Source organism: Streptomyces sp. NPDC054796 (assembly GCF_053611545.1).
Map to the genome: position 1 here is coordinate 66273 of NZ_JBSHAO010000035.1, position 23079 is coordinate 89351.

The window sequence follows — 23079 nt, forward strand, 5'->3', positions numbered from 1 at the left end:
GCGTGCCGCTCAGCCGTCCGCGAACCGCTGTGCCAGCCGCTCGCGTTGGGCGCGCACGAAGTCGGCGCCGACGACGGCGCCGTGCCCCGGCACGTAGCGCGCGTCCTCGCCGCCCAGCGCCAGCAGCCGGTCCAGCGCCTGCGGCCAGTGGCCCGGGTGGGCGTCGCGCCCGGCCTGGGGCTCGCCCGACTCCTCCACCAGGTCGCCGCAGAAGACGACCTCGCGGGCCTCCCCGCCCGCAGCGCCGCCCGCCGAACCCCCGGCGCCCGGTACCAGCACCGCCAGATCGTGCCCCGTGTGCCCGGGCCCGACGTTCGCGAGCAGCACCTGCCGGTTCCCGAAGGTGAGGGTGAGTTCGCCGGAGACGGGGTGGTGCGGGCGCACGAGGACGTCCACCGCCTCGGTCGCAGCGTCCGGGGCGAGACCGTGCGCGACGGCGTCGTCGCGCAGCGCCTCGCGCGCTCGCGGACGCGCCAGCAGCTCGTCCACGCCGACGGCGCCGTAGACCTGCACACCGGCGAACGCGGCCGTGCCCAGCACATGGTCGAAGTGGGGGTGGGTGAGGGCGATGTGCGTCACGGGGAGGCCGAACAGTTCCCGCAGCTCGGAGCGGATGCGTGCCCCCTCGCGCAGGGACGATCCGGTGTCGACGACGAGTACGCCCTCGTCGCTCGCCACGGCGCCCACGGTGGCGTCCCAGCCGGGAAGCCTGCGCCGTACGACGCCGGGCGCCAGCCGCTCCCAGCCCGGGCTGGCGCCCGTGTCCGCCGCAGGTCCGTCGTCCGCTCCCTCTTCCCAATGGCCCGTCATACGACGACGCTAACGGCAGCCCTCTCCCGGCGCCCGGCCGGCGGCTGCCTCACGGGTGCGGCGGAAGGGCCGCGATACCGTCAGGTCCGGCCACCCTTGCCCCGGCCATGGTGACCGGCCGTACACTGGCCCGGGGAAAGCTGGCACTCATCCGGTGAGAGTGCCAGGGAATGCCAGGAAGCGGCAGAGAATCCGGACCTACGGCCGGGCGGGAGGTGTGCGCGATGCTCAGTGAACGCAGACTCGAAGTGCTGCGCGCCATCGTCCAGGACTACGTGGGCACCGAGGAGCCCGTGGGTTCCAAGGCGCTCACGGAGCGGCACAACCTGCGGGTGTCCCCGGCCACCGTGCGTAACGACATGGCGGCGCTGGAGGACGAGGGGTACATCGCCCAGCCGCACACCAGCGCCGGGCGCATCCCGACGGACAAGGGGTACCGCCTCTTCGTCGACAAGCTGGCCGGGGTGAAGCCGCTGTCCTCGCCGGAGCGCCGGGCCATCCAGAACTTCCTGGACGGCGCCGTCGATCTGGACGATGTGGTGGGCCGCACGGTGCGGCTGCTCGCGCAGCTCACCCGGCAGGTCGCCGTGGTGCAGTACCCCTCGCTGACGCGCTCGACGGTGCGGCACGTGGAACTGCTCTCGCTGGCGCCCGCGCGGCTGATGCTCGTGCTCATCACGGACACGGGCCGCGTCGAGCAGCGCATGATCGATACTCCTGGGCCCATCGGAGAGGCCACCCTGGCCGATCTGCGGGCCCGGCTCAACAGCCGGGTCGTGGGCGAGCGGTTCACGGAGGTCCCGTCCCTCGTGCAGGACCTGCCCGAGGCGTTCGACGCGGACGACCGCGGCTCGATCTCGGCGGTCCTGGCGACGCTCCTGGAGACCCTGGTGGAGGAGACCGAGGAGCGGCTGATGATCGGCGGCACCTCGAACCTCACCCGCTTCGGGCACGACTTCCCCCTGACCATCCGGCCGGTGCTGGAGGCCCTGGAGGAGCAGGTCGTGCTGCTCAAGCTGCTCGGGGAGGCCAAGGACCCGGGCATGACGGTACGAATCGGGCATGAGAATGCCCACGAGGGCCTGAGTTCCACATCGGTCGTATCGGTCGGCTACGGTTCGGGCGACGAAGCAGTCGCCAAGCTCGGCGTGGTCGGACCGACCCGCATGGACTACCCCGGAACGATGGGAGCGGTACGCGCAGTGGCACGTTACGTCGGACAGATCCTCGCGGAGTCGTAAGTGGCGACGGACTACTACGCGGTCCTCGGCGTGCAGCGCGACGCCTCGCAGGACGAGATCAAGAAGGCTTTCCGCCGCCTGGCCCGCGAGCTGCATCCGGACGTCAATCCGGACCCGAAGACCCAGGAGCGGTTCAAGGAGATCAACACCGCTTACGAGGTGCTGTCGGACCCGCAGAAGAAGCAGGTCTACGACCTCGGCGGCGACCCCGCCTCGGGTGCCGCGGGCGGCGGGCCCGGCGGCTTCGGCGCGGGCTTCGGGAACTTCTCGGACATCATGGACGCGTTCTTCGGCACCGCGTCGCAGCGCGGGCCCCGGTCCCGCACGCGGCGGGGCCAGGACGCCATGATCCGGCTGGACATCGATCTGGACGAGGCGGCCTTCGGGACCACCAAGGAGATCCAGGTCGACACCGCCGTCGTCTGCACCACGTGCAGCGGCGAGGGCGCGGCGCCCGGCACCTCGGCGCAGACGTGTGACATGTGCCGGGGCCGTGGTGAGGTCTCCCAGGTCACGCGCTCCTTCCTGGGCCAGGTCATGACCTCGCGCCCCTGCCCGCAGTGCCAGGGCTTCGGCACCGTCGTCCCCACCCCGTGCCCCGAGTGCGCCGGTGACGGCCGCATCCGCTCGCGGCGCAGCCTCACCGTCAAGATCCCCGCGGGTGTCGACAACGGCACCCGCATCCAGCTCGCCGGCGAGGGCGAGGTCGGCCCCGGCGGCGGTCCCGCTGGCGATCTCTACGTCGAGATCCACGAGAACGCGCACCCCGTCTTCCAGCGCCGGGGCGACGATCTGCACTGCACGGTCACCATTCCGATGACGGCCGCGGCGCTCGGCACGAAGGTGCCGCTGGAGACGCTCGACGGGATGGAAGAGGTCGACATCCGGCCGGGCACGCAGTCCGGCCAGTCGATCCCGCTGCACGACCGCGGCATCACGCATCTGCGGGGCGGCGGCCGTGGCCAGCTCATCGTCCACGTCGAGGTGACCACCCCGACGAAGATGGAGCCCGAGCAGGAGGAGCTGATGCGCAGGCTCGCGAAGCTGCGCGGCGAGGAGCGGCCCACGGGCACGTTCCAGCCGGGTCAGCAGGGCCTGTTCTCGCGGCTGAAGGACGCGTTCAACGGCCGGTGAGGCGCACCCGCGGCCGCACCCGCGGCCGCACCTGCGGCGGGCCCGTGAGGGGCCGCCGCGGCGGGTGAGGGCGCGCGGGAGAGCGACACCTCCTAAGACGCCCCCTGGCACCCTCGAAGGAGCCGGTCCGGCCCTGTCACCAGCGCGGACACGCACGTCCGCGCTGGTGTCCCGGGGGCCCTCCGCAACGGGCACCTTGCCCGACAGATGACACACGGCGCGTGACAGGATGTAGCCATGCCCTCCGCTGTGACCACGTTGTCCGAGCTGACCGAACACCCGATCGTGCAGGCCCCCATGGCGGGCGGCGTCTCAGGGCCCGAGCTGGCCGCCGCCGTCAGCGAGGCGGGCGGCCTGGGCTCCCTCGCGGCGGGCTACAAGACGCCGGAGGCCATGTACGAGGAGATCAAACAGGTCCGGCGGCTCACCGACCGCGCCTTCAACGTGAACCTCTTCATGCCCCAGCCCCCGACCAGCGATCCCGCCGCCATCGAGGTGTACCGGGACCAGCTCGCGGGTGAGGCGGCCTGGTACGAGACCGCGCTCGGCGACACGGACCGGGGCAGCGACGACGCGTACGAGGGCAAGCTCGCCATCCTCTTCGACGACCCCGTCCCCGTCGTCTCCTTCCACTTCGGCTGCCCCACGCGCAGCGTGCTGGAGCGCTTCGCGAAGGTGGGCACCTTCACCGTCGCCACCGTCACCTCGGCCGCCGAGGCCGAGACGGCGCAGTGGTCGGGCATCGACGCGGTGATCGTCCAGGGCGTCGAGGCGGGCGGCCACCAGGGCACGCACCGCGACGACCCGCAGATCGACGGCGCCAGCTCGGGCATCGGGCTGCTGTCGCTCGTGACGCAGGTCAAGGAGGCCGTGCAGGTGCCGATCATCGCCGCGGGCGGGCTGATGCGCGGCGGCCAGATCGCGGCCGTGCTGGCGGCGGGCGCGAGCGCGGCGCAACTGGGCACGGCGTTCGTCGTCTGCCCCGAGTCGGGCGCCAGCGAGGTCCACAAGCAGGCGATGACCAACCCCCTCTTCGTCCGTACGGAGCTGACCCGCGCCTTCTCGGGACGCCCGGCGCGCGGCCTGGTGAACCGCTTCATCCGCGAGCACGGCCCGTACGCGCCCGCCGCCTACCCGCAGATCCACTACCTGACGGCTGGCCTGCGCAAGGCGGCGGCCAAGGCGGGCGACCCGCAGGGCATGGCGCTGTGGGCGGGCCAGGGCCACCGGCTGGCGCGCGCGCTGCCGGCGGCGCAGCTCGTGGAGGTCCTGGCGGCCGAGCTGTCCGTGGCCCGCGAGGGCATGGCGGTACGCGGCGGAGCGGGCGGCCCCGCTTGAGCGCCCCGGTCTTCCTCGCCGACACGGCCGGGCTGGCCGTCGGCACGGTGGTGCTGGAGGGGCCCGAGGGGCGGCACGCCGTCTCCGTACGGCGGCTGCGCGCGGGCGAGGAGATCGTCCTGACGGACGGCGCGGGCACCGGCGCCTACGGCACCGTGGCCGGGGCCGAGGGCAAGGACCGGCTGACGGTGACGGTCACTGAGGTACGGACCGAGCCCGAACCCCGTCCCCGCATCACCGTCGTTCAGGCGCTGCCCAAGGGCGACCGAGGCGAACTGGCCGTCGAGACCATGACCGAGACCGGCGTGGACGTGATCGTCCCGTGGGCGGCGGCGCGCTGCGTGACGCAGTGGAAGGGCGAGCGCGGGCTCAAGTCGCTCGCCAAGTGGCGTGCCACGGCGCGCGAGGCGGGCAAGCAGGCGCGAAGGCTGCGCTTCCCCGAGGTCGCGGACCTGGCCACCACCAAGCAGGTCGGCGCGCTGCTCTCCGGCGCGGCGCTGGGCGCGGTGCTGCACGAGGAGGGCAGCGCGCCGCTGGCCACGGCCGCGCTTCCGGGCGACGGGGGCGGCGCGGGGGACGGGGGCATCGTCCTCGTCGTCGGGCCCGAGGGCGGGGTCTCGCCCGAGGAACTGACCGCGTTCGCCGAGGCGGGCGCGCAGCCCTGCCGACTCGGCCCGACCGTGCTGCGCACCTCTACCGCGGGCACGGCTGCCGCTGCTCTGCTGCTGGCCCGTACCGGGCGCTGGAGCTGATGCCGGGCGCCGTCCGCGTGCCTTGTGTCTGTGTGCCTGCCGGTGCTCGGTGCGTCTTTATTGCGGGCAGGGCTGCCGGGGTTCTGCTGTTGGCCCGTAGCGGGTGCTGGAGCTGATGCCGGGCGCCGTCCGCGTGCCCTGTCCCTGGGAGCCCGCCGGTACCCAGCGGACCTCGACCCTGGCCGCGCCCTCGCCGAACGAGGCCAGCCGCTCGGAGTGCGCGAGGGCACGGCGCGTCATCGGGAGGCGGGGCGCCTCGCGGCGCAGCAGCGGCGTCGAGACGACGTAGTCCAGATCGCGCCAGCCGCGCGGGAGCGCGGCGGCGACGGCGGGGTCGTGCGCGGCCGTACGGGACCAGACGGCGCCCGTGCGCGGCCGGAACCCGCTGTGCACGAGGCCGAGCCAGAGCGTGCCGTCGCTGAGCACGCGGTCCGATTCGGGGCGTGCGACGGAGGCGCGCAGCCAGGAAAGGGCCTGCCGCTGCGGGGCGTTGGCCTCCGCTGTGAGGACCGCGCGGTCCCCCTCGTACCAGCGTGGCACGGTCCCGAGCAGTGCGGCGGCGGCCAGGAGCCACACCAGCGTCCAGCGGCAGACGGTCAGGAGCAGGTGCTCCGTACGGAGTTCGTCGTCCGGCACGGCGTGCTCGTCGTCCTGTACGGAGTGCTCGCCGTCCCGTGCGTCGCGTCGGCCGTGCAGGACGCGGGACGTGAGCGCGGCGGCGAGCGCGGCCAGGGAGAGGGCGAGGAACGGCAGCGCCTGCACGGCGTACGTCGAGACGTCGGGGTGGCCGCCCGTGCCGGAGGGGCACAGCGCCGCGAAGGCGGTGGGCAGGAGGACGGCGAGCGCGGGCCCGGCCGACGCCCTCGCCGTACGGGACCAGCGCGCGCCCTCGACCAGCAGCAGCGCGGCCAGCAGCCCCGCGACGGGCAGCACCAGGTCGCAGGAGAGCCAGCCCTCGATCATGCGGCGCGCGGCGGATCCTGGCGTGAACACGGAGCCGGAACCGGCGTCGGCCAGCCGTTCGCGGAGCGCCCCGAGCAGCGAGGCACCGGGCCGGGACGCGCCCGGAGGCGGCAGCAGTCCGCCGCGCAGGAAGGCGAGGAGTACCCAGGCCAGCAGGGGGAGCAGGAAGCCGCAGGCGGCGGCGAGTGCGGACCGTCCGCGTGCGCCGCGCGTCGTCTCGTGCGGGCTGTGCGGGGTGTGCGGGGTGTGCGGGGTGTGCGGGCTGTGCGTCCAGAGCGTCAGGAGCAGCGCGGGCAGCGCCACGAACGCCGTCTCCTCGGTGAGCACCGCGACGGCGGCGGCCAGCCCGGCCGCGAACGGGCGCCAGGCAGTGCGGCGTTGTGGGTGCGGGGGCACGGCGAGGACGAAGGCGCACAGGAGCCAGGGCAGTGCGAGGCCGTCGGAGGAGACGGCCCGCAGTGTGACGACGGACAGCGGTGAGAGCCCGTACAGCGCCACCGCCGCACCCGCAGCCCACCGGGGCAGCCGCAGGCGGCGCGCCAGCACGTACAGCAGCACCACGCTCATGGCGCTCGCCGCCAGCGCGACGGCCCGCACCGGCGCCACGGTCAGCGACTCGGGCGAGAGGAGCGCGGGAAGCCAGGTGAGGAGGGCGAGTTGGAGCGGTGCGAGCGGCGGCTGGTCCCAGTGGTAGGTGGCGAGCGCGAGCCCTTCGCCGTGCTGGACGGCCCAGGCGTCGGCGAGCAGGGCGGCCTCGCGCTCGGAGACGAGGGGGTAGTGCGTGACGTTCCAGCCCTGCGCGAGCAGCACGGCCGCGAGCAGCGCGCAGCACAGCAGTACGTCGGCGCGCGAGCGGCGCCAGGGCCGTACGGGCGGGGGCGGTACGGGGGCCGCCGGGCCTGGCTGCGGCGGCGGGGGAGCGGGGTCGGTGGGGTCGGTGGGGCCGGGCTCGGGGTCGGGGCCGTGCGGTGACGCCGTCGGCGTGACGAGGGCGGTCACAGCGAGGACCCCTTCCGGAGGGCGGCGGACAGCGACGACGCGGGGCGCGGTGGCCGGACGAGAGAGAGGCAGGAAGGCACGGCCCGATCCTCGCGCCCTGCCACGGGGTGCGGTTCTGTGCGGCGGGCGAATCACCCGTACGTAGTCATGGGGCGTACGGGAGGCGACGCGTCCGCGCGCGTTCGCGTACACCCGCGCGGCACCGACCGCCTCGGTTCCGGGACGTGGCCGAGGCGTTGCCGTACCGAGGCGGGAACGGGGCTGTGCGCGGGGGCGGCGTGGTGGGAAGGTGCGTGTATGGGGGCATTACGGCGTAAGCGGACGAGTGGATCATCTCGGTCGGTGCGCGGGCCGCTGCGGGTGGCCGGTGCCGTGGGTGCCGTGGGGGTACTGGTCGGCGGGGTGGTCGCCTGCGAACCGGTCGCGGGCGGCCTGAACTCCGCCGCCGTCGCCCTCACCACCGACCAGGCGGGTACCCGGTCACTGGAGAGCGCCGGTGTCGACGTCCAGTGGATGAGCTGTACCGCGACCGTCGGGCAGCGTGGCGGCTCCGCTTCCGCTTCCGCGTCGTCAAGTGCGAACGGGAGTGGGAGCGGGAAGGCGCGGCGGCAGGTCGCGAAGGTGGACTGCCAGGGGGAGACCAAGAGCGGCGCGGAGATCACCGTCAGGGGCAAGGTGACGGAGGAGCACGACGGCCGGTGCGTACGGGGCGATCTGACGGCGAAGGTCGGCAAGCGCACCGTCTTCCGCGCCGAGGTGCTGGGCAACTGCGCGGCGCCGTCCGCCTCCGCCTCGTCCTCGCAGAGCGGTTCGGAGCCGCCGGAGGAGACGGAGCCACCGGGGACGGAGTCACCGGAGCCGACGGTGACCGAGACGGTGACCCCCACCGGCACCACCTCGCCGACGGCCCCGCCGGAGACCCCGCCGGTCACGGTCACGGTGACGGCTTCCCCCGACCCGCCGCCGTCCGACCCCTCGCCCGATCCGCCGCCGCCCTGCGAGTGCGAGACGCCCGGCCAGCGGGACGCGGGTACGGGGCGCTGAGGCGCGGGGGCGGCCGAGGCGCCCGGGTGGGCGCCCGTCCAACCCGGGGCCCCGCCGTCCGCCCTCGCGCGCGGGTGTCCCGGTAGCATCCCGTGCATGGCTGGAGAACCTCAGGCCGACTGCCTGTTCTGCAAGATCGTCGCGGGTGACGTCCCCGCGACCGTCGTCCGGGAGACGGACACGACGGTCGCCTTCCGGGACATCAACCCCCAGGCGCCGACGCACGTCCTGGTGATCCCCAAGGCGCACTACCCCGACGCCGCGTCCCTGGCGACGGGCGCGCCGCAGCTCGCGGCCGACGTGCTGCGCGAGGCGGGGCGCGTGGCCGAGGAGGAGAAGATCGCGGCGGCCGACGGCGGCCCCGGCACCGGCTACCGCGTCGTGTTCAACACCGGCGCAGGCGCGGGCCAGACCGTCTTCCACACGCACGCCCATGTGCTCGGCGGGCGCGGTCTCGAATGGCCTCCCGGGTAGGGAACGGTAACTCCCCTTGTCCTTGAGAGAGTTGGTCGTCCTCGGCACCGCCAGCCAGGTCCCGACCCGGCACCGCAACCACAACGGCTACGCCCTGCTCTGGGACGGCCAGGGCATCCTCTTCGACCCGGGCGAGGGCACGCAGCGCCAGATGGTGCGCGCCGGTGTCGCCGCGCACGACCTGACCCGGATCTGTGTGACGCACTTCCACGGAGACCACTCGCTGGGTCTCGCGGGCGTCATCCAGCGCATCAACCTGGACCGGGTGCCGCACCCGGTGACGGCGCACTTCCCCGCGAGCGGCGCCCGCTTCTTCGAGCGGCTGCGCTACGCGACGGCCTACCGCGAGACGGTGGCGCTGCGCGAGGCGCCGGTCACCGGCCCCGGCGTGCTGGCCTCCCCGGAGGCGGACGCGGACGCCGCCCAGGGCCGCTCCGGCCGCCCCGGCCGGGATTCCGGTGCGGCGGGTGACGGCGACGGGACGGGTGCCGCGCGGGTGCCGTTCACGCTGTACGCCGAGAAGCTGTCGCACCCCGTCCAGGCGTACGGCTACGGTCTCGTCGAGCCCGACTCCCGGCGCATGCTGCCCGAGCGCCTTGCCGCGCACGGCATCGCGGGCCCCGACGTCGGCCGCCTCCAGAGGGAGGGCGAGCTGCGGGGCGTGCGCCTGGAAGACGTCAGCGAGCCGCGCAGGGGCCAGCGCTTCGCCTTCGTGATGGACACCCGGCTGTGCGACGGCGTGTACGCGCTGGCCGAGGGCTGCGACATGCTGGTCATCGAGTCGACGTTCCTGGACGAGGACGCGGAACTGGCCCGCGAGTACGGCCACTTGACGTCGGGTCAGGCGGGGCGCGTGGCGGCCGAGTCCGGGGTGCGCAGCCTCGTGCTCACCCACTTCTCACAGCGCTACAGCGACCCCTCGGCCTTCGCACGCGAGGCGCGGGCCGCCGGTTTCGAGGGCGAGCTGACGGTGGCGGAGGACCTGCTCCGGGTGCCGGTGCCGAAGCGTCGCGGGGGCTGACGGGGCGGGGCGTCGCGGGCCGCCCGCGCAGCGGCTCATGGCGACCCGTCGCGACCCGTGACGCCGGGGAAACCGCTCGACGGATTCGACACGGCCGCCGCGCGTTCTTCGGGCCCCGAGGCGTATCCACTTGAACTGCCGCGCGTTCCGGAAGCGGCAGATGACCTTGCCGTCTCTGGAGGTCAGGACTGTGCGGAGGTCGTGGACGGCGCGGGAGCGAGCGACGTGGCGGCCTCCCAGGCGAATCCGTCCGGGTCGGTGAAGGGGCCGGTGGTGCTGCCGAGGACGATGCGGTGCGAGCCGGTGCCGTCAGCGGGGACGCCGAGATCCTTGGCCAGGCCGTGGCGCTTGTAAAGCGCCAGCTTGACGCGGCTGGCATCGCCGGAGGCGAACTCGGCGTACTTGCCGCCGAAGCTCCTGGCCACGGTCAGGCCCCGGCCGACGTAGAACTGCTTGCTGGCCTTCACGTCCTCGACACCGAGCAGGAGGACGACCTCGTCGATCTCGCCGGTGGCCGGGCCGGTGTCCTTCTTCGCCGAGGTCGCGACCTTCCAGATCGTCCCGTCCGGCGACTGGACGACGCCGCCGTAGCCCCACAGCGACTTCGCTGCGGGCTTGAGCACCGTGGCGCCGGCGTCCACGGCGGCGCCGAGGAAGCTGTCGACGGTGGCCGGCCCGGACACCGTGAGCGCCAGGGTGAAGCCGCGGAATCCGGTGGAGCGCTCCTCGGACGCCCGCAGGTGAATGTGCGTGTCCACTCCGAAGGCGGTGCAGAAGCGGCGGGCGGCCTCGGGGTCGGCCACCTCCAGGGTGACGGATGCGAGAGATGCGGTGGATGCGGTGGTTGCCATGACCATCACGCTAGGGGCTGCCCGGCGGCCGGGGCTTCTCGATTCCTGACCGGTCTTGTCACCTGCTTCGCCACACACGCGGGCATACCCTCCACTGTGACCGCGCGTCCCGTGTCACCGGCCGTGCTCGCGGCACCGGCGGGGTCGGCCGCCGCATCCGCCGCGCGGCGCCGGAAGACCCCGGGCGGCATGCCGACCAGCTCGGTGAAGCGGGTGGTGAACGTGCCCAACGACGCGCAGCCGACCGCGAAACAGATCTCGGTGACGCTGAGGTCGCCACGCCGCAGCAGCGCCGTCGCCCGCTCGATGCGACGCGTCATCAGGTACGCGTACGGCGACTCGCCGTAGGCGGCCCGGAACTGTCGGCTGAGGTGACCGGCGGACATGTTCACCCCGCGGGCGAGCGCCTCCACGTCCAGCGGTCGCGCGTACTCCCTGTCGATCCGGTCGCGGACGCGGCGCAGCCGCGCGAGATCGGACAGGCGCTGCGCCTCGACGCGTGCACGCCGCCACTCGGGCTGACACATGGGCGGACTCCCCCTTCATTCTTTCTGCTTCCCGACGACGCCTGTGAGCGCCTCGATTGTGCGGACCGGCCACACCGATGCCGTACGGCTCAGCGAAGCTCCTGGATGCGGACCAGGTTGCCTGCGGGGTCGCGGAAGGCACAGTCACGGATGCCGTACGGCTGCTCGGTCGGCTCCTGGACAACCTCGGTGTCACCGGCCTGCGCCTTTTCGAAGGTGGCGTCGAGGTCCGGGGTGGCCAGCAGGATCCAGCCGTAGGTGCCCTTGGCCATCATCTCGGTGATGGTGCGGCGCTCGTCCTCGGTGATCCCCGGGTCGGCGGCCAGCGGCGCCAGAAGGAGGGACGTGTCAGGCTGGCCGGCCGGGCCGACCGTGATCCAGCGCATCCTGCCCTGGCCGACGTCGCTGCGGACCTCGAAGCCGAGGACGTCGCGGTAGAAGGCGAGCGACGCGTCCGGGTCGTCGTGCGGCAGGGAACTCGTGTGAATGGTGATGTCCATGACGAGCAGGATAAAACGGGCCCACGTCCCGTACTTCTCGATTCCTGATCGATCCGGCCACGCTCGGACGCGAGCGGCCCTTGCCTCTTTGATGCGTATCCGGGTCGCACTCCGGATCGCGGCGCGGCTGTGTACGGTCTGTGCCCATGTCTCCCGTCCCCGCTTCCGTCCCTGACCCTGTCCAGCGCGCGCGTCCCCGCCAGTGCCTGACGCGGGTCGGCGGCCGTACGGTCGCGTACGCCGATCACGGAGGCGGCGGCGTCCCGCTGCTCGCGCTGCACGGGACGTTCGGGCGCGGGGCCGCGTTCGCGGGGATCGCGGAGCGGCTGGCGGGGCGCGTCCGGGTCATCGCGCCCGACCAGCGGGGCCACGGCCACACCGACCGCGCCGACGACTACGGCGCCGACGCGTTCGTCGAGGACGCCGCCGCCTTCGTCCGGCACCTCGGGCTCGGCCCGCTGCCGGTGCTCGGGCACTCGCGCGGCGGTATCACGGCGTACCAACTGGCGGCCCGGCACCCGGAGCTGGTGTCGGCGCTGCTCGTCGAGGACGTCGGCCCCGTGATGCGGCGGCCCGAGGTGGACCGCCCGACGCTCGACGTGCGCGGCTGGCCCCGTACGGCCCCGACGCGGGAGGAACTGGGCGCGGCCATCGTCGCCGCCGGGGTGCCGGACGTCTCGTACTTCCTCCAGAGCGCCGAGCCCGAGGGCGGGGCCGGACCCGATGGCGGGGGCTGGCGGCTGCTCTTCGACTGGGACGACATGATGGCGGTGCAGGAGAGCGGCGTCGGCGACTGGTGGCCGGAGTGGCTCGGCTCCCGCTGCCCCGCGCTCGTGCTGCGCGGCGGGCACAGCACGATGCTGCCCGCGCCGCTGGCCCGCGAGATGACCGGACACAGGCCGGACACGCGGCTCGTGGAGTTCCCCGCAGCGGGGCACTGGATCCACGACGACGACCCGGACGGGTTCGCCGAGGCGGTGGCGGAGTTCCTGGGCGCGGCTCCGGTTACTGTGGGTGGCCGGTGAGGAGGTGACGAGGTGACCGAGCGTACGGGCACGAAGAGCGCGGGCGGCGCCAGAGCCGCGAAGGCCGCGAAGTCCGTCGAGGGCGGCAAGGAGGCCCAGGGCACAGGCGGCGCGGGCGGCACACGCGGTGCGAAGGCCCGGACGGCCGGGGCGGCCGGGAGGGCCGCGAAGGCTGCGCGCGGTCCCGCGAGCGGGCGGCCCCGTAACCCCAGGGGCCAGGGCGAGCGGCTGCGCGAGGAGATCCTTCAGGCCACCGAACGGCTGCTGGAGCAGGTCGGCAGCGAGGACGCGCTGTCGCTGCGCGCCGTGGCCCGCGAGGTCGGCATCGCCGCGCCCAGCATCTACCGCCACTTCACCGACAAGACCGAGCTGGTGTGGGCCACCCTCGCCCAGAACTTCGACCGCCTCGGCGAGGCCATGGGCGAGGCCGACGCCGCCGCGTCCCAGGACGAGCCGGTGGAGCGGCTGCGCGCGCAGTTGCGCGCGTACTGCCATTACGCGGTGACGCACCCCGCCAAGTACCGCCTGATGTACGAGACGTGGCAGACGCCCGTCGAGAACGAGCGGCTGACCGCGCACCCCGCGCGCGTGGTCGTCGGCGGCTGGGACGAGGCACTGAAGCGCTGCGAGGCTGCGGGCTGGCGGGTGCGGGGCACGCGCGCCGAGGCACCGTACGTGCTGTGGTCGGGTGTGCACGGACGGGTCACGCTGTGGCAGGTCATGCCGCGGCGCAAGGACCCGAAGCGGCTGGAGAACTTCGTCGACGAGCTGCTGGGGCTGCTGCTGGAGCGGTGAGCCCCGCCTCCCGCCTCACCGCTCACTTTCCGGGCTCGGTCCGCCCTTGTCCGAACCCCGCCCGAACCCTGCTCCGACCTCCCCTTTCCCTTTTTCTGGGCGCTGCTTGGCGTGCCCTTGACGCGGCGCGCCCCGGATTTCACGGGGTAGGGATACATGCGTAAGCTAACGCCTGTTACCTCATCTTCGGTACGCAAGGAGCGCGGCATGACCCCCACCGCACCCGCACCCACCCACGCACCCCTCCCCACGGAGCCCCCGCCAGGCTGCCCGTTCGACCCGCCCGCCGGTCTTGACCGGCTCCGCGTCGAGGAGCCGCTGTCCAAGGTCTCGCTGCCGGACGGCACCTGGGCCTGGCTGGCCACGCGCTACGCGGACGTCCGCGCGATCCTCGGCGACCAGCGCTTCAGCTCGGACACCACGCGCCCCGGCTACCCCCTCAGCGGCATGACGGGTGGCGCCCCCGTCGACGGCGCGGCCCGCGGCTTCATCCGCATGGACCCGCCGGACCACACCCGGCTGCGCCGCATGGTCACGCGTGACTTCATGGTCAAGCGCGTCGAGGCACTGCGCCCCACGCTCCAGAAGATCACCGACGAGCTGTGCGACGCGATGGAGCAGACCGACCGCGCCGAGCACCCCGTCGACCTCGTCCAGGCGCTGGCCCTGCCGCTGCCCTCGCTGGCGATCAGCCTGCTGCTGGGCGTGCCGTACGACGACCACGAGAAGTTCCAGCACCTGACAGGCCAGTTGCTCTCGCGCGAGCTGCCCGAGGAGGAGCGCGCGACGGCCCGCAAGGAACTGCTCGTCTACCTCAACGGCCTGGTGGCGGCCAAGGAGGCCGAGCCCGGCGAGGACATCCTCAGCAGGCTGCTGACCGAGCAGTACGCGCAGGGCGAGCTGACCCGCGAGGACGTCGTCGCCTTCGCCGCGCTGCTGCTGATCGCCGGGCACGAGACGACGGCCAACATGATCGGCCTCAGCGCCCTCTCCCTCATGCTCGACCATGAGACCGCGGACCAGTTGCGCGAGGACCCCTCGCTCATCCGCGGCGCCGTCGAGGAGCTGCTGCGCTTCCACAGCATCATCCGCAACGGGCCGCGCCGCGCCGCGACCGAGGACGTCGAGATCGACGGGCACCTCATCCGCGCGGGCGAGGGCGTCATCGTCGCCGTGCCGGCGGCCAACCGCGACGAGGCGACCTTCCCCGAGCCCGACCGGCTCGACGTGTGCCGCCCCAACTCGCAGCACCACGTGGCCTTCGGCTACGGCATCCACCAGTGCCTCGGACAGGCACTCGCCCGCGCCGAACTCCAGGTCGTCATCGGCACGCTGCTGCGCCGCTTCCCCGGGATGCGCCCGGCGGGCCCGGTGGACGAGGTGCCGTTCCGCACGGACATGGCCATCTACGGCTGCCACGAGCTGCCCGTCACCTGGTGACACCCCGCACCCCCGCACCACCCACCCCCGCACCACTCCCCGAACGACCCGCAAGGAGCCCCCTGATGCAGATCACCCTCGACGTCGACAAATGCTGCGCCGCAGGTCAGTGCGTGCTCGTCGCGCCCGAGGTCTTCGACCAGCGTGACGAGGACGGCATCGTCGAGCTGCTGGACGCGAACCCGCCAGCCGAGCAGCACGCGGCCGTCCACGAGGCCGCGACCATCTGCCCCGCCGCCGCGATACAGGTGCACGAGTGACCTCCGGTCCCGTCCCGTCTCCCGCCCCGCCCCCTGCGCGCATCGCGGTCGTCGGCGCCTCGGCGGCCGGGCTCGCGGCCGTCGAGGCGCTGCGCCGCGCGGGCTGGGACGGCGCGCTGACGCTCGTCGGCGAGGAGGAGCACCTCCCGTACGACAGGCCGCCGCTGTCCAAGCAGCTCCTCTCCGGGGACTGGGAGCCCGAGCGCACCACGCTGCGCGGCACCGAGCAGTTGGACGCCCTTGACCTGGACCTGCGCCGTGGTACACGCGCCACCGGGCTCGACCCGGCGACGCGCCGCGTCACCCTGGACGACGGCACGGTGCTGGACTGCGCGGGCGTCATCGTGGCGACGGGCGTGCGCGCACGCACGCTGCCCGGCACGGAGGGCGTGGCGGGCGTCCACGAACTGCGCACCCTCGATGACGCGCTCCGTCTGCGCGAGCGCCTGGCCACGCCGGGGCGTCGGCTCGTCGTCGTGGGCATGGGCGTGCTCGGCGCCGAGGCGGCGGCCGTGGCGCGGAAGCTGGGCCACGAGGTCACCCTCGTCGGCCCGGGCGATGCGCCCATGGTGCGTCCGCTGGGCGCCGGGGTCGGCGAACTCCTCGCGCGGGTGCACCGTTCCAATGGCGTCGAGCTGCTCACCGGGCGGCGCGTGGCCGGGGTCGAGGCCGACGGGGCAGGCAGGGCGACGGGCGTACGCCTCGCTGACGGCACGCATGTGCCCGCCGACACCGTGCTCGTGGCCATCGGCTCGGACCCGGCCGTCGAGTGGCTCGCGGGCCCGGACGGCACGGCGGACGGGCTCGACCTCACCGACGGGCTCGGCTGCGACGCGTACTGCGCCGCCGCCCCCGGCATCTACGCGGCCGGTGACGTCGCCCGCTGGCACCATCCCGTGCTGGAGCGCGGCCTGCGCGTCGAGCACCGGATGAACGCCACCGAGCAGGGCCTGCTCGCGGCTCGCAACCTGCTGGCCGAGCTGGACGGCGAACGCTTCGGGGAGCGGCGGACGTTCGCGCCGGTGCCGTACTTCTGGTCCGATCAGTACGAACTGAAGCTCCAGGCGTACGGGGACCTCGACGCGACGGACCACGTCGAACTGCTCCACCTCGCCGAGGACCCGCACCGGGCCGCCGCGCTCTACGGGCGCGCCGGGCTGGCCACCGGCGTCCTCGCCGTCGGGCTGCCGCCCCGCCAGGTGCGCGGACTGCGCGCGCTGGTCGCCACCCCGGCGCCCTGGGACGAGGCGCTGGCACGGCTGCGGGAGAGCGTGGCGGGCGCAGCGGCTTGAGCCCCCGGGCCCGGTGTGCGGACGGGGGTTGGCCGCCCGCACACCGGGCCCGGTCACAGGGGTGTCCGGCGGGGTGCCTACGCCTCCGCCTGGCCGCCCATCAGCTCCACGAAGCGCTCCAGGCCGATGTTGCCGCCCGAGATGACGACGCCGACACGGCGCGGCAGCGGGCCCACTTTCCCGGTGAGCAGCGCGGCCAGGCCCGTCGCGCCGCTGGGCTCGGTCACGATCTTGAGCCGTTCGAAGGCGAACCGCATCGCGGCACGGATCTCGTCGTCGCCGACCAGCACGACGTCCTCCAGCAGCCGCTGGTTGACGGAGAACGTCAGCTCGCCCGGAGTCACCGCGCCCTGTCCGTCGGCGATGGTCCTGGGCACGCCGTCGAGGGCGACCCGGTGCCCCGCGTCCAGCGAGCGCTTGGTGTCGTCGCCCGCCTCGGGCTCGACACCGATCATGCGGATGCCCGGATACAGGCCCGTCGCCGCCGTGGCCGAGCCCGCCATCAGCCCGCCCCCGCCGATGGGCGTCACCACGGCGTCCAGCTCGCCGGTCTCCGTCAGCAGTTCGAGCACGGCCGTGCCCTGGCCCGCGATGACGTGGGGGTGCTCGTAGGGCGGCACGACGGGCAGGCCGCGCTCCGCCGCGATGCGCCCGCCGATCTCCTCGCGGCTCTCGGTCCAGCGGTCGTAGGTGACGATCTCGGCGCCGTACCCCGCCGTCGCCTCCAGCTTGGCGCGCGGCGCGTCCTCGGGCATTACGATGACGGCCGGGCAGCCCAGTTCGCGCGCGGCGAGGGCGACGGCCTGCGCGTGGTTGCCGGACGAGTAGGCGACGACGCCGCGCTCACGTCGCGCCGGATCCAGTTGGGAGACGGCGTTGTAGGCGCCACGGAACTTGAAGGCGCCGACGCGCTGGTAGTTCTCGCACTTCAGGAAGACCTCGGCGCCCACGAGCCGGTCGAGCGTCCGCGAGCGCAGCACCGGCGTCCGGTGCGCCACCCCTTCCAGCCGCGCCGCCGCCTCGCGCACGTCCTCCAGGGTGACGGGCGCGGTTCCGGTTCTAGGTCCGGTTCCGGTTCCGCTTCCGGTGCTGCTCATGTGCGGGGTGCTCCTGCCGTCGTCGTGCGGGCGCCGGGGCGGGCACGGGGCCTGTCCCGGCGCCGGGTGGGCCGACTACGGAAGGTAGTACATGGGGTTCGGGAGCTTGTACGTCTTTTCCGCGTGGCCGCCTCGCAGGTCGCTGAACTGGTCGCCGAAGTTGCCGAGGATGTCGTAGCCCCGCGACTCGATGTGCGCGCGCGTCCCCGACTTGTACTCGACCGTCGTGCAGTCCGCGCCGCACTCCAGGTAGTCCGGTGGGTTCTTCTCGTCCTTGAGGAAGAAGTGCGCCTTGTCGGCGGGCGCGTCGTAGCCCGCGTTCTTCAGGTTCCGCATGCTCCAGGCGCGCTGGTGTTCGGCGCGACCGGTGACGTAGAAGACGGTGACGCCCTTCTCACGGGCCCAGTTGAGCAGCTTGGGCATGCCGAAGACGGGGTCCATGTCGGTGGTGCGCAGATACTCGTCCTGCGCCTCCTCGGTGAAGTGGTAGCCGATGCGCCGCTCGAAGTTGTACGTCAGCAGCGTGGTGTCGTCGACGTCCACCACGACGGCGGGCCGCTTCGTCCGCTTGCTCTCGTGCTCCTTCGCGAGCGCCTTCTTCAGGTCGCGCCGCGCTTCGGCCGCGATGCCGCGGGCCTGGTGCGCGTAGCTGCTGTCGGGGGAGGCGTAGTGCTCGCCGTCGGCGGTCTCGGTGTCCCCGTAGTACGCCTCGATCAAGTCCTTCACCTTGTCCAGGTTGGGGATCTCCTTGTCGGAGCGCGGCACGGAGCGTTCGGCGGTCGCCTGGCCGATGCCGAAGAGCGCGGTGCCCGCGACGGCGGCGACGACGGCCAGCGCACCGGCCCGTACACGGGCACGGCGGAGGGGTGAAGTGGGGGGCATGCGCTGCTCCTTGAGGCAGGGGCCGGAGGGACGCGAGGGAACGTAGCAGCGGGGGCGTGGCCCGTTCTACGCGCGAAGAATCAACTTTGCGTAAAACGTCGGAGGGTGGCCGGGGCGTAGCGCTGAATTGCGCGGCGCCCGCGCGTGCGGGCAGGGTGCGCTCGTACGCGCCGACGTCCGTGCCCGTACGCGCCCGAAAGGAACCGCATGTCACTGCGCCACCACGAGATCGCCGAAGCCGGTCACCGCATCCTGAACCCGTTCACCGACGAGAAGCTGGCGCTGCTCGCCGAGGCCGTCGGGCCGCGGGAGGGGCAGCGGCATCTCGACCTCGCCTGCGGCAAGGGGGAGCTGCTGGCGCGCTGGGCGCGGGACCACGGCACAGGCGGCGTCGGCGTCGACGTCAGCAAGGTCTTCCTGGAGGCGGCCCGCGCCCGCGCCCAGGAGCTGGGCGTCGCCGACCGGCTGGAGTTCGAGCGCGGCGACGCGGGCGCCTACGAGGCCGGGCCCGGCGCCTACGACCTCGTCTCCTGCCTCGGCGCGACGTGGATCGGCGGCGGCCTCGCGGGCACCCTCGACCTGCTGCGCCGGGCCCTGCGGCCGGGCGGAACGGTGCTGGTCGGGGACGTGTTCTGGCGCGCCGAGCCCTCCGAGGAGGCGTGCGAGGCGCTGGGCCTGGAGCGGGACGACTACGCCTCGCTGGCCGGGACCAACGAGCGGTTCGAGGCAGCGGGCCTGGAGCTGACGGGCATGGTCCTCGCGGACGAGGAGAGCTGGGACCGCTACGTCGCGACGCAGTGGCGCACCATCACCGACTGGCTCCGCGCCCACCCGGGCCACCCCGACGCACCCGACATGCGCGACTTCCTCCGCCAGTCCCGCGACTCCCACCTCGCGTACGGGCGGGATCTGCTGGGCTGGGGCGTCTTCGTGCTCCGCGAGCGCGCGAACGCGTGAACTGAACCTGCGCGGGGCGCGGCCGGGACCCGGGCGCGCCCCACACCACGAGCGCGGGCGCCGGAACTCGGGTGCCGCTGGGCAGCCCGCGCCGGGCCCCGCCGCCGGACTCGTCAGCGCCGGATCCGCCCGCGCCGGGCCGTGGGCGCCGGAACCCGGGGCGCTGGGCCGTCGGCGCCGGAGTCCGTGGGCGCCGGAACTCGGGGGCGCTGCTGGAGTCCGTCGGCGCCGGACTCGTACGCGCCGGAGTCCGTCGGCGCCGGAACGCGTCCCTGCCGGGCCCGTCGGCAACCGGAACCCGCCCGCGCCGGCCCCCCGCCAGCGGACCCGCCCGCGCCGGAACGAACCCGTCAGCGCCAGGCCGGGGCGCCCGGTTCCGTCGCGTGGGGGGTCGTCGCCTCGATCTTGTCGCGGATCTCGCGCATCACCGCGACGACCCGCGCCTCGTGCTCGCCGGTGAGCCGTGCGACGGGCACCGAGCAACTGACCGCGTCCGTCGCGGGAGAGTCGTAGCGCAGCGCGAAGCCGAAGCCCGCGATGCCGGTGACGCCCTCCTCGCGGTCGATCGCGTAGCCGCGCTCGCGCACCTCGGCGAGGTCGGCCACGAGTGCCGCGCGGTCGGGGTGGGTGCGGGGCGTGTGCCGCTCCAGTTCCCCGTCGGGCACGGGGAGTTCGCCGTCCGGCCGCTCGGCGAGGAGCGCCTTGCCGAGGGCGCCGACGTGCGCGGGCAGGCGCCGCCCGACGCGGCTGAGGGTGCGCAGGTACTCGTGGGACTCGCGGGTCGCGAGATACACCACGTCGCCCCGGTCCAGTCGGCCCAGGTGGATGGTCTCGCCGAGCGCCTCGGACGCCTCCTCCATGAAGGGGCGCACGGCCCGTACGCGCGGGTCGCTGTCGAGGTAGCTGGTGCCGGTGAGCAGGGCGCGGATGCCGATCCCGTAGAGGGAGCCCGTCGCGTCCGTACGGACCCAGCCGCGCTCGATCAGGGTCTGGAGCAGCGCGTACATGCTGCTGCGGGGGACACCGAGTTCCTCGGCCAGCTCGCGCAGCCGGGCCGGGCGGTCCCCGCGCGCCGCCAGCACTTCCAGCAGGTCCACGGTGCGGGAAGCCGATTTCACGGCGCGTACGCCACCCGTCTCTGACATGGGCCGATCGTAATCGCCCACATCCGCGCACCGGACTGTTCACCGTCGCCGGGGTATTGACCGGCGCCTGTTCACCTCCCTAATCTCCATCTCCATACGTAGACGCCATCTACATACGGAGACAACTTGAATCCGGTGATCACCGCATGACGGCGCGCACGGCGAACGCGTCGACCCCGGCGGACACGACGCGCGTGGCGGCGCGGCTGCGCGACGGCATGGCGGAGGGAGTCCTCTCCTTCCCGCTCACCAGCTTCGGCCGCGACGGGGAACTGGACCTGCCCGGCTACCGCGACTACCTCGCCGCCCAGCTCGCCACCCGCCCCGGCGCGCTCTTCCCCGCCTGCGGCACCGGCGAGTTCTTCTCGCTGGACGAGGACGAGTACCGCCAGGTCGTCGCCGCCGCCGTCGCCGAGGCGGGCGGCGCGCTGCCCGTCGTCGCGGGTGTCGGCTACGGCTGGGCGCAGGCGGCCCGCTTCGCGCGGATCGCCGAGGAGGCGGGCGCCGACGCCGCGCTCGTCATGCCGCACTACCTCGTCAAGGCGCCGCAGGACGGCCTCGTCGCGCAACTGCGGCACCTCGCCGCGCGCACCCGCCTGCCGCTGATCGCCTACCAGCGTGACCAGGTCACCTACGGCAGGGACGCGCTCGCGCGGATCGCCGCCGTTCCCGGCGTCATCGGGCTCAAGGACGGCCACGGCGACCTCGACCGGCTCCAGCGGCTCACCCTCGCCGCGCCGGACGGCTTCCTCTTCTTCAACGGCGCCGCCACGGCCGAGGTCCAGGCCAGGGCGTACGCGACCGTCGGCGTCCCCGCCTACTCCTCTGCCGTGCACGCCTTCGCGCCCGAGATCGCCGACGCCTTCTACGCCGCGCTGCGCGCACGCGACGACGACCGCGTCGAGACGCTGCTGCGCGACTTCTACGTGCCGCTCGTCGAGCTGCGCGACCGCGTGCCCGGCTACGCCGTCTCGCTGGTGAAGGCCGCCGCCCGGCTGCGCGGGCGCCCCGTGGGCCCCGTAAGGGCGCCGCTCACGGACCCGGAACCCCAGGACCTCGCCCGACTCGACAAGCTGCTGGCCACCGGCCTCGACCTCGTAGGAGCCGCCGCATGAGCACCGCCGACACCCCTGAGACCGCCGCCCCCGTCCCCGCCCCCGTCCCCGCCGACCTGACGATCGCCGAGGTGCGGCTCACCCCGATCCTCGTCGCCGACCCCCCGCTGCTCAACACCCAGGGCGTGCACCAGCCGTACACGCCCCGTCTGATCATCGAGGTCGTCACGGCCGACGGGGTCACCGGCGTCGGCGAGACGTACGGGGACACCAAGTACCTCGACTTGGCCCGCCCGCTGGCGAAGCGCCTGGAGGGCCACCGGGTCGACGGGCTGAACGCGCTCTTCGCGCTCGCCGACGAGGTCCACGTGGACGCGGCCCGCGTCGAGAACTCCGTCGACGTCGGCGGGCTGCGCGGCGTACAGACGGCGGACAAGCTGCGGCTCTCCGTCGTCTCCGGCTTCGAGGTCGCCTGCCTCGACGCGCTCGGCAAGGCCACCGGGCTCCCCGTCCACGCCCTCCTGGGCGGCAAGGTCCGCGACCGCGTCGACTACAGCGCCTACCTCTTCTACCGCTGGGCCGAGCACCCCGACGGCGCCGGAGAGCCCGACGGCTGGGGCGCGGCCACCGACCCCCAGGGCGTCGTCGAGCAGGCACTGCGCTTCGTGCGCGACTACGGCTTCCGCTCCTTCAAGCTCAAGGGCGGCGTCTACGAGCCCGAGCGGGAGATCGCCGCGATCCGCGCCCTCGCCGAGGCCCTGCCGGGCAAGCCGCTGCGTCTCGACCCCAACGGCGCCTGGTCCGTGCCGACGTCGCTGAAGGTCGCCGAGGAGCTGCGCGACGTACTGGAGTACCTGGAGGACCCCACCAGCGGCACCGCCAACATGGCCGAGGTCGCCGCCGCCGTGGACGGGCTGCCGCTCGCCACCAACATGTGCGTGACCACGTTCCAGGAGATACCGGAGGCGTTCACCAAGGGCGCCGTCCAGGTGGTGCTCAGCGACCACCACTACTGGGGCGGCCTGCACCGCACCCGCGAACTCGCCGCCGTCTGCCGCACCTTCGGCGTCGGCGTCTCCATGCACTCCAACACCCACCTGGGCATCAGCCTCGCCGCGATGACGCACGTCGCGGCCACCGTCCCCCAGCTCGACCACGCCTGCGACAGCCACTACCCGTGGCAGACCGAGGACGTCATCACCGAACGCCTCGCCTTCCGCGACGGCGCCGTCGCCGTCTCCGACGCGCCAGGACTGGGCGTCACGCTCGACCGCGACAAGCTGGCCGTCCTGCACCAGCGCTGGCTGGACGACGACGGCACGATGCGCGACCGCGACGACGCGGCTGCCATGCGCAAGGCCCAGCCCGGCTGGACGGCTCCGGCCGTGCCGCGCTGGTGACGTGGCGCGCGTTCGCGCGCGCCTGAGTGTCCCCATCCCCCCATCCCCATCCCCCGTGCCGTGCCCCGGCGAGGACC

General features: G+C 73.8%; 23 protein-coding genes. 15 read left to right on the plus strand and 8 right to left on the minus strand.

What is annotated here, in order from left to right; genetic code table 11:
• Positions 1–9 precede the first annotated feature (9 nt).
• The gene (locus ACWGJ2_RS26245; RefSeq protein ID WP_453348687.1) at positions 10–810 is read right to left on the minus strand and encodes an MBL fold metallo-hydrolase; all 801 of its coding nucleotides are present in this window, start codon (positions 808–810) and stop codon (positions 10–12) included.
• 224 nt (positions 811–1034) lie between these two features.
• On the opposite strand from ACWGJ2_RS26245, the gene hrcA reads away from it, so the two are divergent.
• The 4 genes from hrcA (at position 1035) to ACWGJ2_RS26265 (ending at position 5275) form a co-directional block, all read left to right on the plus strand.
• Positions 1035–2051, plus strand: coding sequence for a heat-inducible transcriptional repressor HrcA (hrcA, locus tag ACWGJ2_RS26250; protein WP_453348688.1), 1017 nt, complete (start codon positions 1035–1037; stop codon positions 2049–2051).
• Positions 2052–3185 (plus strand): molecular chaperone DnaJ, encoded by a 1134-nt coding sequence (gene dnaJ, locus ACWGJ2_RS26255; RefSeq protein WP_453348689.1) that lies wholly within the window; start codon positions 2052–2054, stop codon positions 3183–3185.
• A 237-nt stretch (positions 3186–3422) separates the two neighbouring features.
• Positions 3423–4523 carry a nitronate monooxygenase gene (locus ACWGJ2_RS26260; RefSeq protein WP_453348690.1) on the plus strand — a complete coding sequence of 367 codons (1101 nt, stop codon included), beginning with the start codon at positions 3423–3425 and terminating at the stop codon, positions 4521–4523.
• On the plus strand, positions 4520–5275 hold the full coding sequence (locus ACWGJ2_RS26265) for a 16S rRNA (uracil(1498)-N(3))-methyltransferase (RefSeq protein WP_453348691.1): 756 nt from the start codon (positions 4520–4522) through the stop codon (positions 5273–5275). Before ACWGJ2_RS26260 ends, ACWGJ2_RS26265 begins: the two co-directional genes overlap by 4 nt.
• Before the next feature lie 57 nt (positions 5276–5332).
• Here the strand turns inward: ACWGJ2_RS26265 and ACWGJ2_RS26270 are convergent, their stop codons facing one another.
• Positions 5333–7237 (minus strand): glycosyltransferase family 39 protein, encoded by a 1905-nt coding sequence (locus ACWGJ2_RS26270; RefSeq protein ID WP_453348692.1) that lies wholly within the window; start codon positions 7235–7237, stop codon positions 5333–5335.
• Positions 7238–7579: 342 nt separating this feature from the next.
• Here ACWGJ2_RS26270 and ACWGJ2_RS26275 point away from each other — a divergent pair, with 342 nt between their 5' ends.
• The 3 genes from ACWGJ2_RS26275 (at position 7580) to ACWGJ2_RS26285 (ending at position 9776) form a co-directional block, all read left to right on the plus strand.
• Entirely contained in the window at positions 7580–8281 is a 702-nt protein-coding gene (locus tag ACWGJ2_RS26275; protein ID WP_453348693.1) for a hypothetical protein, read from the plus strand.
• Positions 8282–8377: 96 nt separating this feature from the next.
• Positions 8378–8755, plus strand: coding sequence for a histidine triad nucleotide-binding protein (locus ACWGJ2_RS26280; RefSeq protein ID WP_453348694.1), 378 nt, complete (start codon positions 8378–8380; stop codon positions 8753–8755).
• Positions 8756–8771: 16 nt separating this feature from the next.
• Positions 8772–9776 (plus strand): ribonuclease Z, encoded by a 1005-nt coding sequence (locus ACWGJ2_RS26285; RefSeq protein ID WP_453348695.1) that lies wholly within the window; start codon positions 8772–8774, stop codon positions 9774–9776.
• Positions 9777–9958: 182 nt separating this feature from the next.
• Here ACWGJ2_RS26285 and ACWGJ2_RS26290 read toward each other — a convergent pair whose 3' ends face one another.
• The 3 genes from ACWGJ2_RS26290 to ACWGJ2_RS26300 all read right to left on the minus strand — a co-directional run bounded on the left by ACWGJ2_RS26290 (position 9959) and on the right by ACWGJ2_RS26300 (position 11654).
• Complete coding sequence (locus tag ACWGJ2_RS26290; RefSeq protein WP_453348696.1) at positions 9959–10633, minus strand: glyoxalase; 675 nt, start codon at positions 10631–10633, stop codon at positions 9959–9961.
• Positions 10633–11154, minus strand: coding sequence for a helix-turn-helix transcriptional regulator (locus ACWGJ2_RS26295; RefSeq protein WP_453348697.1), 522 nt, complete (start codon positions 11152–11154; stop codon positions 10633–10635). The genes ACWGJ2_RS26290 and ACWGJ2_RS26295 overlap by 1 nt, the downstream gene beginning before the upstream one ends.
• A gap of 89 nt (positions 11155–11243) precedes the next feature.
• Positions 11244–11654, minus strand: a complete 411-nt coding sequence (locus ACWGJ2_RS26300; RefSeq protein ID WP_453348698.1) for a VOC family protein — start codon at positions 11652–11654, stop codon at positions 11244–11246.
• 146 nt (positions 11655–11800) lie between these two features.
• Here ACWGJ2_RS26300 and ACWGJ2_RS26305 point away from each other — a divergent pair, with 146 nt between their 5' ends.
• The 5 genes from ACWGJ2_RS26305 to ACWGJ2_RS26325 all read left to right on the plus strand — a co-directional run bounded on the left by ACWGJ2_RS26305 (position 11801) and on the right by ACWGJ2_RS26325 (position 16466).
• Entirely contained in the window at positions 11801–12679 is an 879-nt protein-coding gene (locus ACWGJ2_RS26305; protein WP_453348699.1) for an alpha/beta fold hydrolase, read from the plus strand.
• A 12-nt stretch (positions 12680–12691) separates the two neighbouring features.
• Entirely contained in the window at positions 12692–13474 is a 783-nt protein-coding gene (locus ACWGJ2_RS26310) for a TetR/AcrR family transcriptional regulator (protein ID WP_453348700.1), read from the plus strand.
• Between the two features lie 207 nt (positions 13475–13681).
• The gene (locus ACWGJ2_RS26315) at positions 13682–14914 is read left to right on the plus strand and encodes a cytochrome P450 (protein ID WP_453348701.1); all 1233 of its coding nucleotides are present in this window, start codon (positions 13682–13684) and stop codon (positions 14912–14914) included.
• A gap of 65 nt (positions 14915–14979) precedes the next feature.
• On the plus strand, positions 14980–15174 hold the full coding sequence (locus ACWGJ2_RS26320) for a ferredoxin (protein WP_453348702.1): 195 nt from the start codon (positions 14980–14982) through the stop codon (positions 15172–15174).
• Positions 15171–16466, plus strand: coding sequence for an NAD(P)/FAD-dependent oxidoreductase (locus tag ACWGJ2_RS26325; protein ID WP_453348703.1), 1296 nt, complete (start codon positions 15171–15173; stop codon positions 16464–16466). Before ACWGJ2_RS26320 ends, ACWGJ2_RS26325 begins: the two co-directional genes overlap by 4 nt.
• A 77-nt stretch (positions 16467–16543) precedes the next feature.
• Here ACWGJ2_RS26325 and ACWGJ2_RS26330 read toward each other — a convergent pair whose 3' ends face one another.
• Together ACWGJ2_RS26330 and ACWGJ2_RS26335 are read right to left on the minus strand one after the other, a co-directional pair.
• Positions 16544–17563 (minus strand): pyridoxal-phosphate dependent enzyme, encoded by a 1020-nt coding sequence (locus ACWGJ2_RS26330; RefSeq protein ID WP_453348704.1) that lies wholly within the window; start codon positions 17561–17563, stop codon positions 16544–16546.
• Between the two features lie 75 nt (positions 17564–17638).
• Positions 17639–18445, minus strand: a complete 807-nt coding sequence (locus ACWGJ2_RS26335) for an HAD family acid phosphatase (protein WP_453348705.1) — start codon at positions 18443–18445, stop codon at positions 17639–17641.
• Between the two features lie 207 nt (positions 18446–18652).
• Here ACWGJ2_RS26335 and ACWGJ2_RS26340 point away from each other — a divergent pair, with 207 nt between their 5' ends.
• A complete protein-coding gene (locus ACWGJ2_RS26340; protein ID WP_453348706.1) occupies positions 18653–19402 on the plus strand; it encodes an SAM-dependent methyltransferase in 750 nt (249 codons plus the stop codon).
• Positions 19403–19752: 350 nt separating this feature from the next.
• Here ACWGJ2_RS26340 and ACWGJ2_RS26345 read toward each other — a convergent pair whose 3' ends face one another.
• Positions 19753–20547, minus strand: coding sequence for an IclR family transcriptional regulator (locus ACWGJ2_RS26345; RefSeq protein ID WP_453348707.1), 795 nt, complete (start codon positions 20545–20547; stop codon positions 19753–19755).
• A 146-nt stretch (positions 20548–20693) separates the two neighbouring features.
• Here ACWGJ2_RS26345 and ACWGJ2_RS26350 point away from each other — a divergent pair, with 146 nt between their 5' ends.
• Together ACWGJ2_RS26350 and ACWGJ2_RS26355 are read left to right on the plus strand one after the other, a co-directional pair.
• Positions 20694–21662, plus strand: coding sequence for a 5-dehydro-4-deoxyglucarate dehydratase (locus ACWGJ2_RS26350; RefSeq protein WP_453348708.1), 969 nt, complete (start codon positions 20694–20696; stop codon positions 21660–21662).
• Positions 21659–23002 carry a glucarate dehydratase family protein gene (locus tag ACWGJ2_RS26355; protein WP_453348709.1) on the plus strand — a complete coding sequence of 448 codons (1344 nt, stop codon included), beginning with the start codon at positions 21659–21661 and terminating at the stop codon, positions 23000–23002. Before ACWGJ2_RS26350 ends, ACWGJ2_RS26355 begins: the two co-directional genes overlap by 4 nt.
• Positions 23003–23079: the final 77 nt, after the last annotated feature.

What these genes read in the sequence shown, in the direction of transcription:
- ACWGJ2_RS26245 (WP_453348687.1), bottom strand. Translation starts at nt 810, where the DNA reads ATGACGGGCCATTGGGAAGAGGGAGCGGACGACGGACCTGCGGCGGAC.
- hrcA (WP_453348688.1), top strand. Translation starts at nt 1,035, where the DNA reads ATGCTCAGTGAACGCAGACTCGAAGTGCTGCGCGCCATCGTCCAGGAC.
- ACWGJ2_RS26260 (WP_453348690.1), top strand. Translation starts at nt 3,423, where the DNA reads ATGCCCTCCGCTGTGACCACGTTGTCCGAGCTGACCGAACACCCGATC.
- ACWGJ2_RS26280 (WP_453348694.1), top strand. Translation starts at nt 8,378, where the DNA reads ATGGCTGGAGAACCTCAGGCCGACTGCCTGTTCTGCAAGATCGTCGCG.
- ACWGJ2_RS26290 (WP_453348696.1), bottom strand. Translation starts at nt 10,633, where the DNA reads ATGGTCATGGCAACCACCGCATCCACCGCATCTCTCGCATCCGTCACC.
- ACWGJ2_RS26295 (WP_453348697.1), bottom strand. Translation starts at nt 11,154, where the DNA reads ATGTGTCAGCCCGAGTGGCGGCGTGCACGCGTCGAGGCGCAGCGCCTG.
- ACWGJ2_RS26300 (WP_453348698.1), bottom strand. Translation starts at nt 11,654, where the DNA reads ATGGACATCACCATTCACACGAGTTCCCTGCCGCACGACGACCCGGAC.
- ACWGJ2_RS26305 (WP_453348699.1), top strand. Translation starts at nt 11,801, where the DNA reads ATGTCTCCCGTCCCCGCTTCCGTCCCTGACCCTGTCCAGCGCGCGCGT.
- ACWGJ2_RS26315 (WP_453348701.1), top strand. Translation starts at nt 13,682, where the DNA reads ATGACCCCCACCGCACCCGCACCCACCCACGCACCCCTCCCCACGGAG.
- ACWGJ2_RS26320 (WP_453348702.1), top strand. Translation starts at nt 14,980, where the DNA reads ATGCAGATCACCCTCGACGTCGACAAATGCTGCGCCGCAGGTCAGTGC.
- ACWGJ2_RS26330 (WP_453348704.1), bottom strand. Translation starts at nt 17,563, where the DNA reads ATGAGCAGCACCGGAAGCGGAACCGGAACCGGACCTAGAACCGGAACC.
- ACWGJ2_RS26335 (WP_453348705.1), bottom strand. Translation starts at nt 18,445, where the DNA reads ATGCCCCCCACTTCACCCCTCCGCCGTGCCCGTGTACGGGCCGGTGCG.
- ACWGJ2_RS26340 (WP_453348706.1), top strand. Translation starts at nt 18,653, where the DNA reads ATGTCACTGCGCCACCACGAGATCGCCGAAGCCGGTCACCGCATCCTG.
- ACWGJ2_RS26345 (WP_453348707.1), bottom strand. Translation starts at nt 20,547, where the DNA reads ATGTCAGAGACGGGTGGCGTACGCGCCGTGAAATCGGCTTCCCGCACC.
- ACWGJ2_RS26350 (WP_453348708.1), top strand. Translation starts at nt 20,694, where the DNA reads ATGACGGCGCGCACGGCGAACGCGTCGACCCCGGCGGACACGACGCGC.
- ACWGJ2_RS26355 (WP_453348709.1), top strand. Translation starts at nt 21,659, where the DNA reads ATGAGCACCGCCGACACCCCTGAGACCGCCGCCCCCGTCCCCGCCCCC.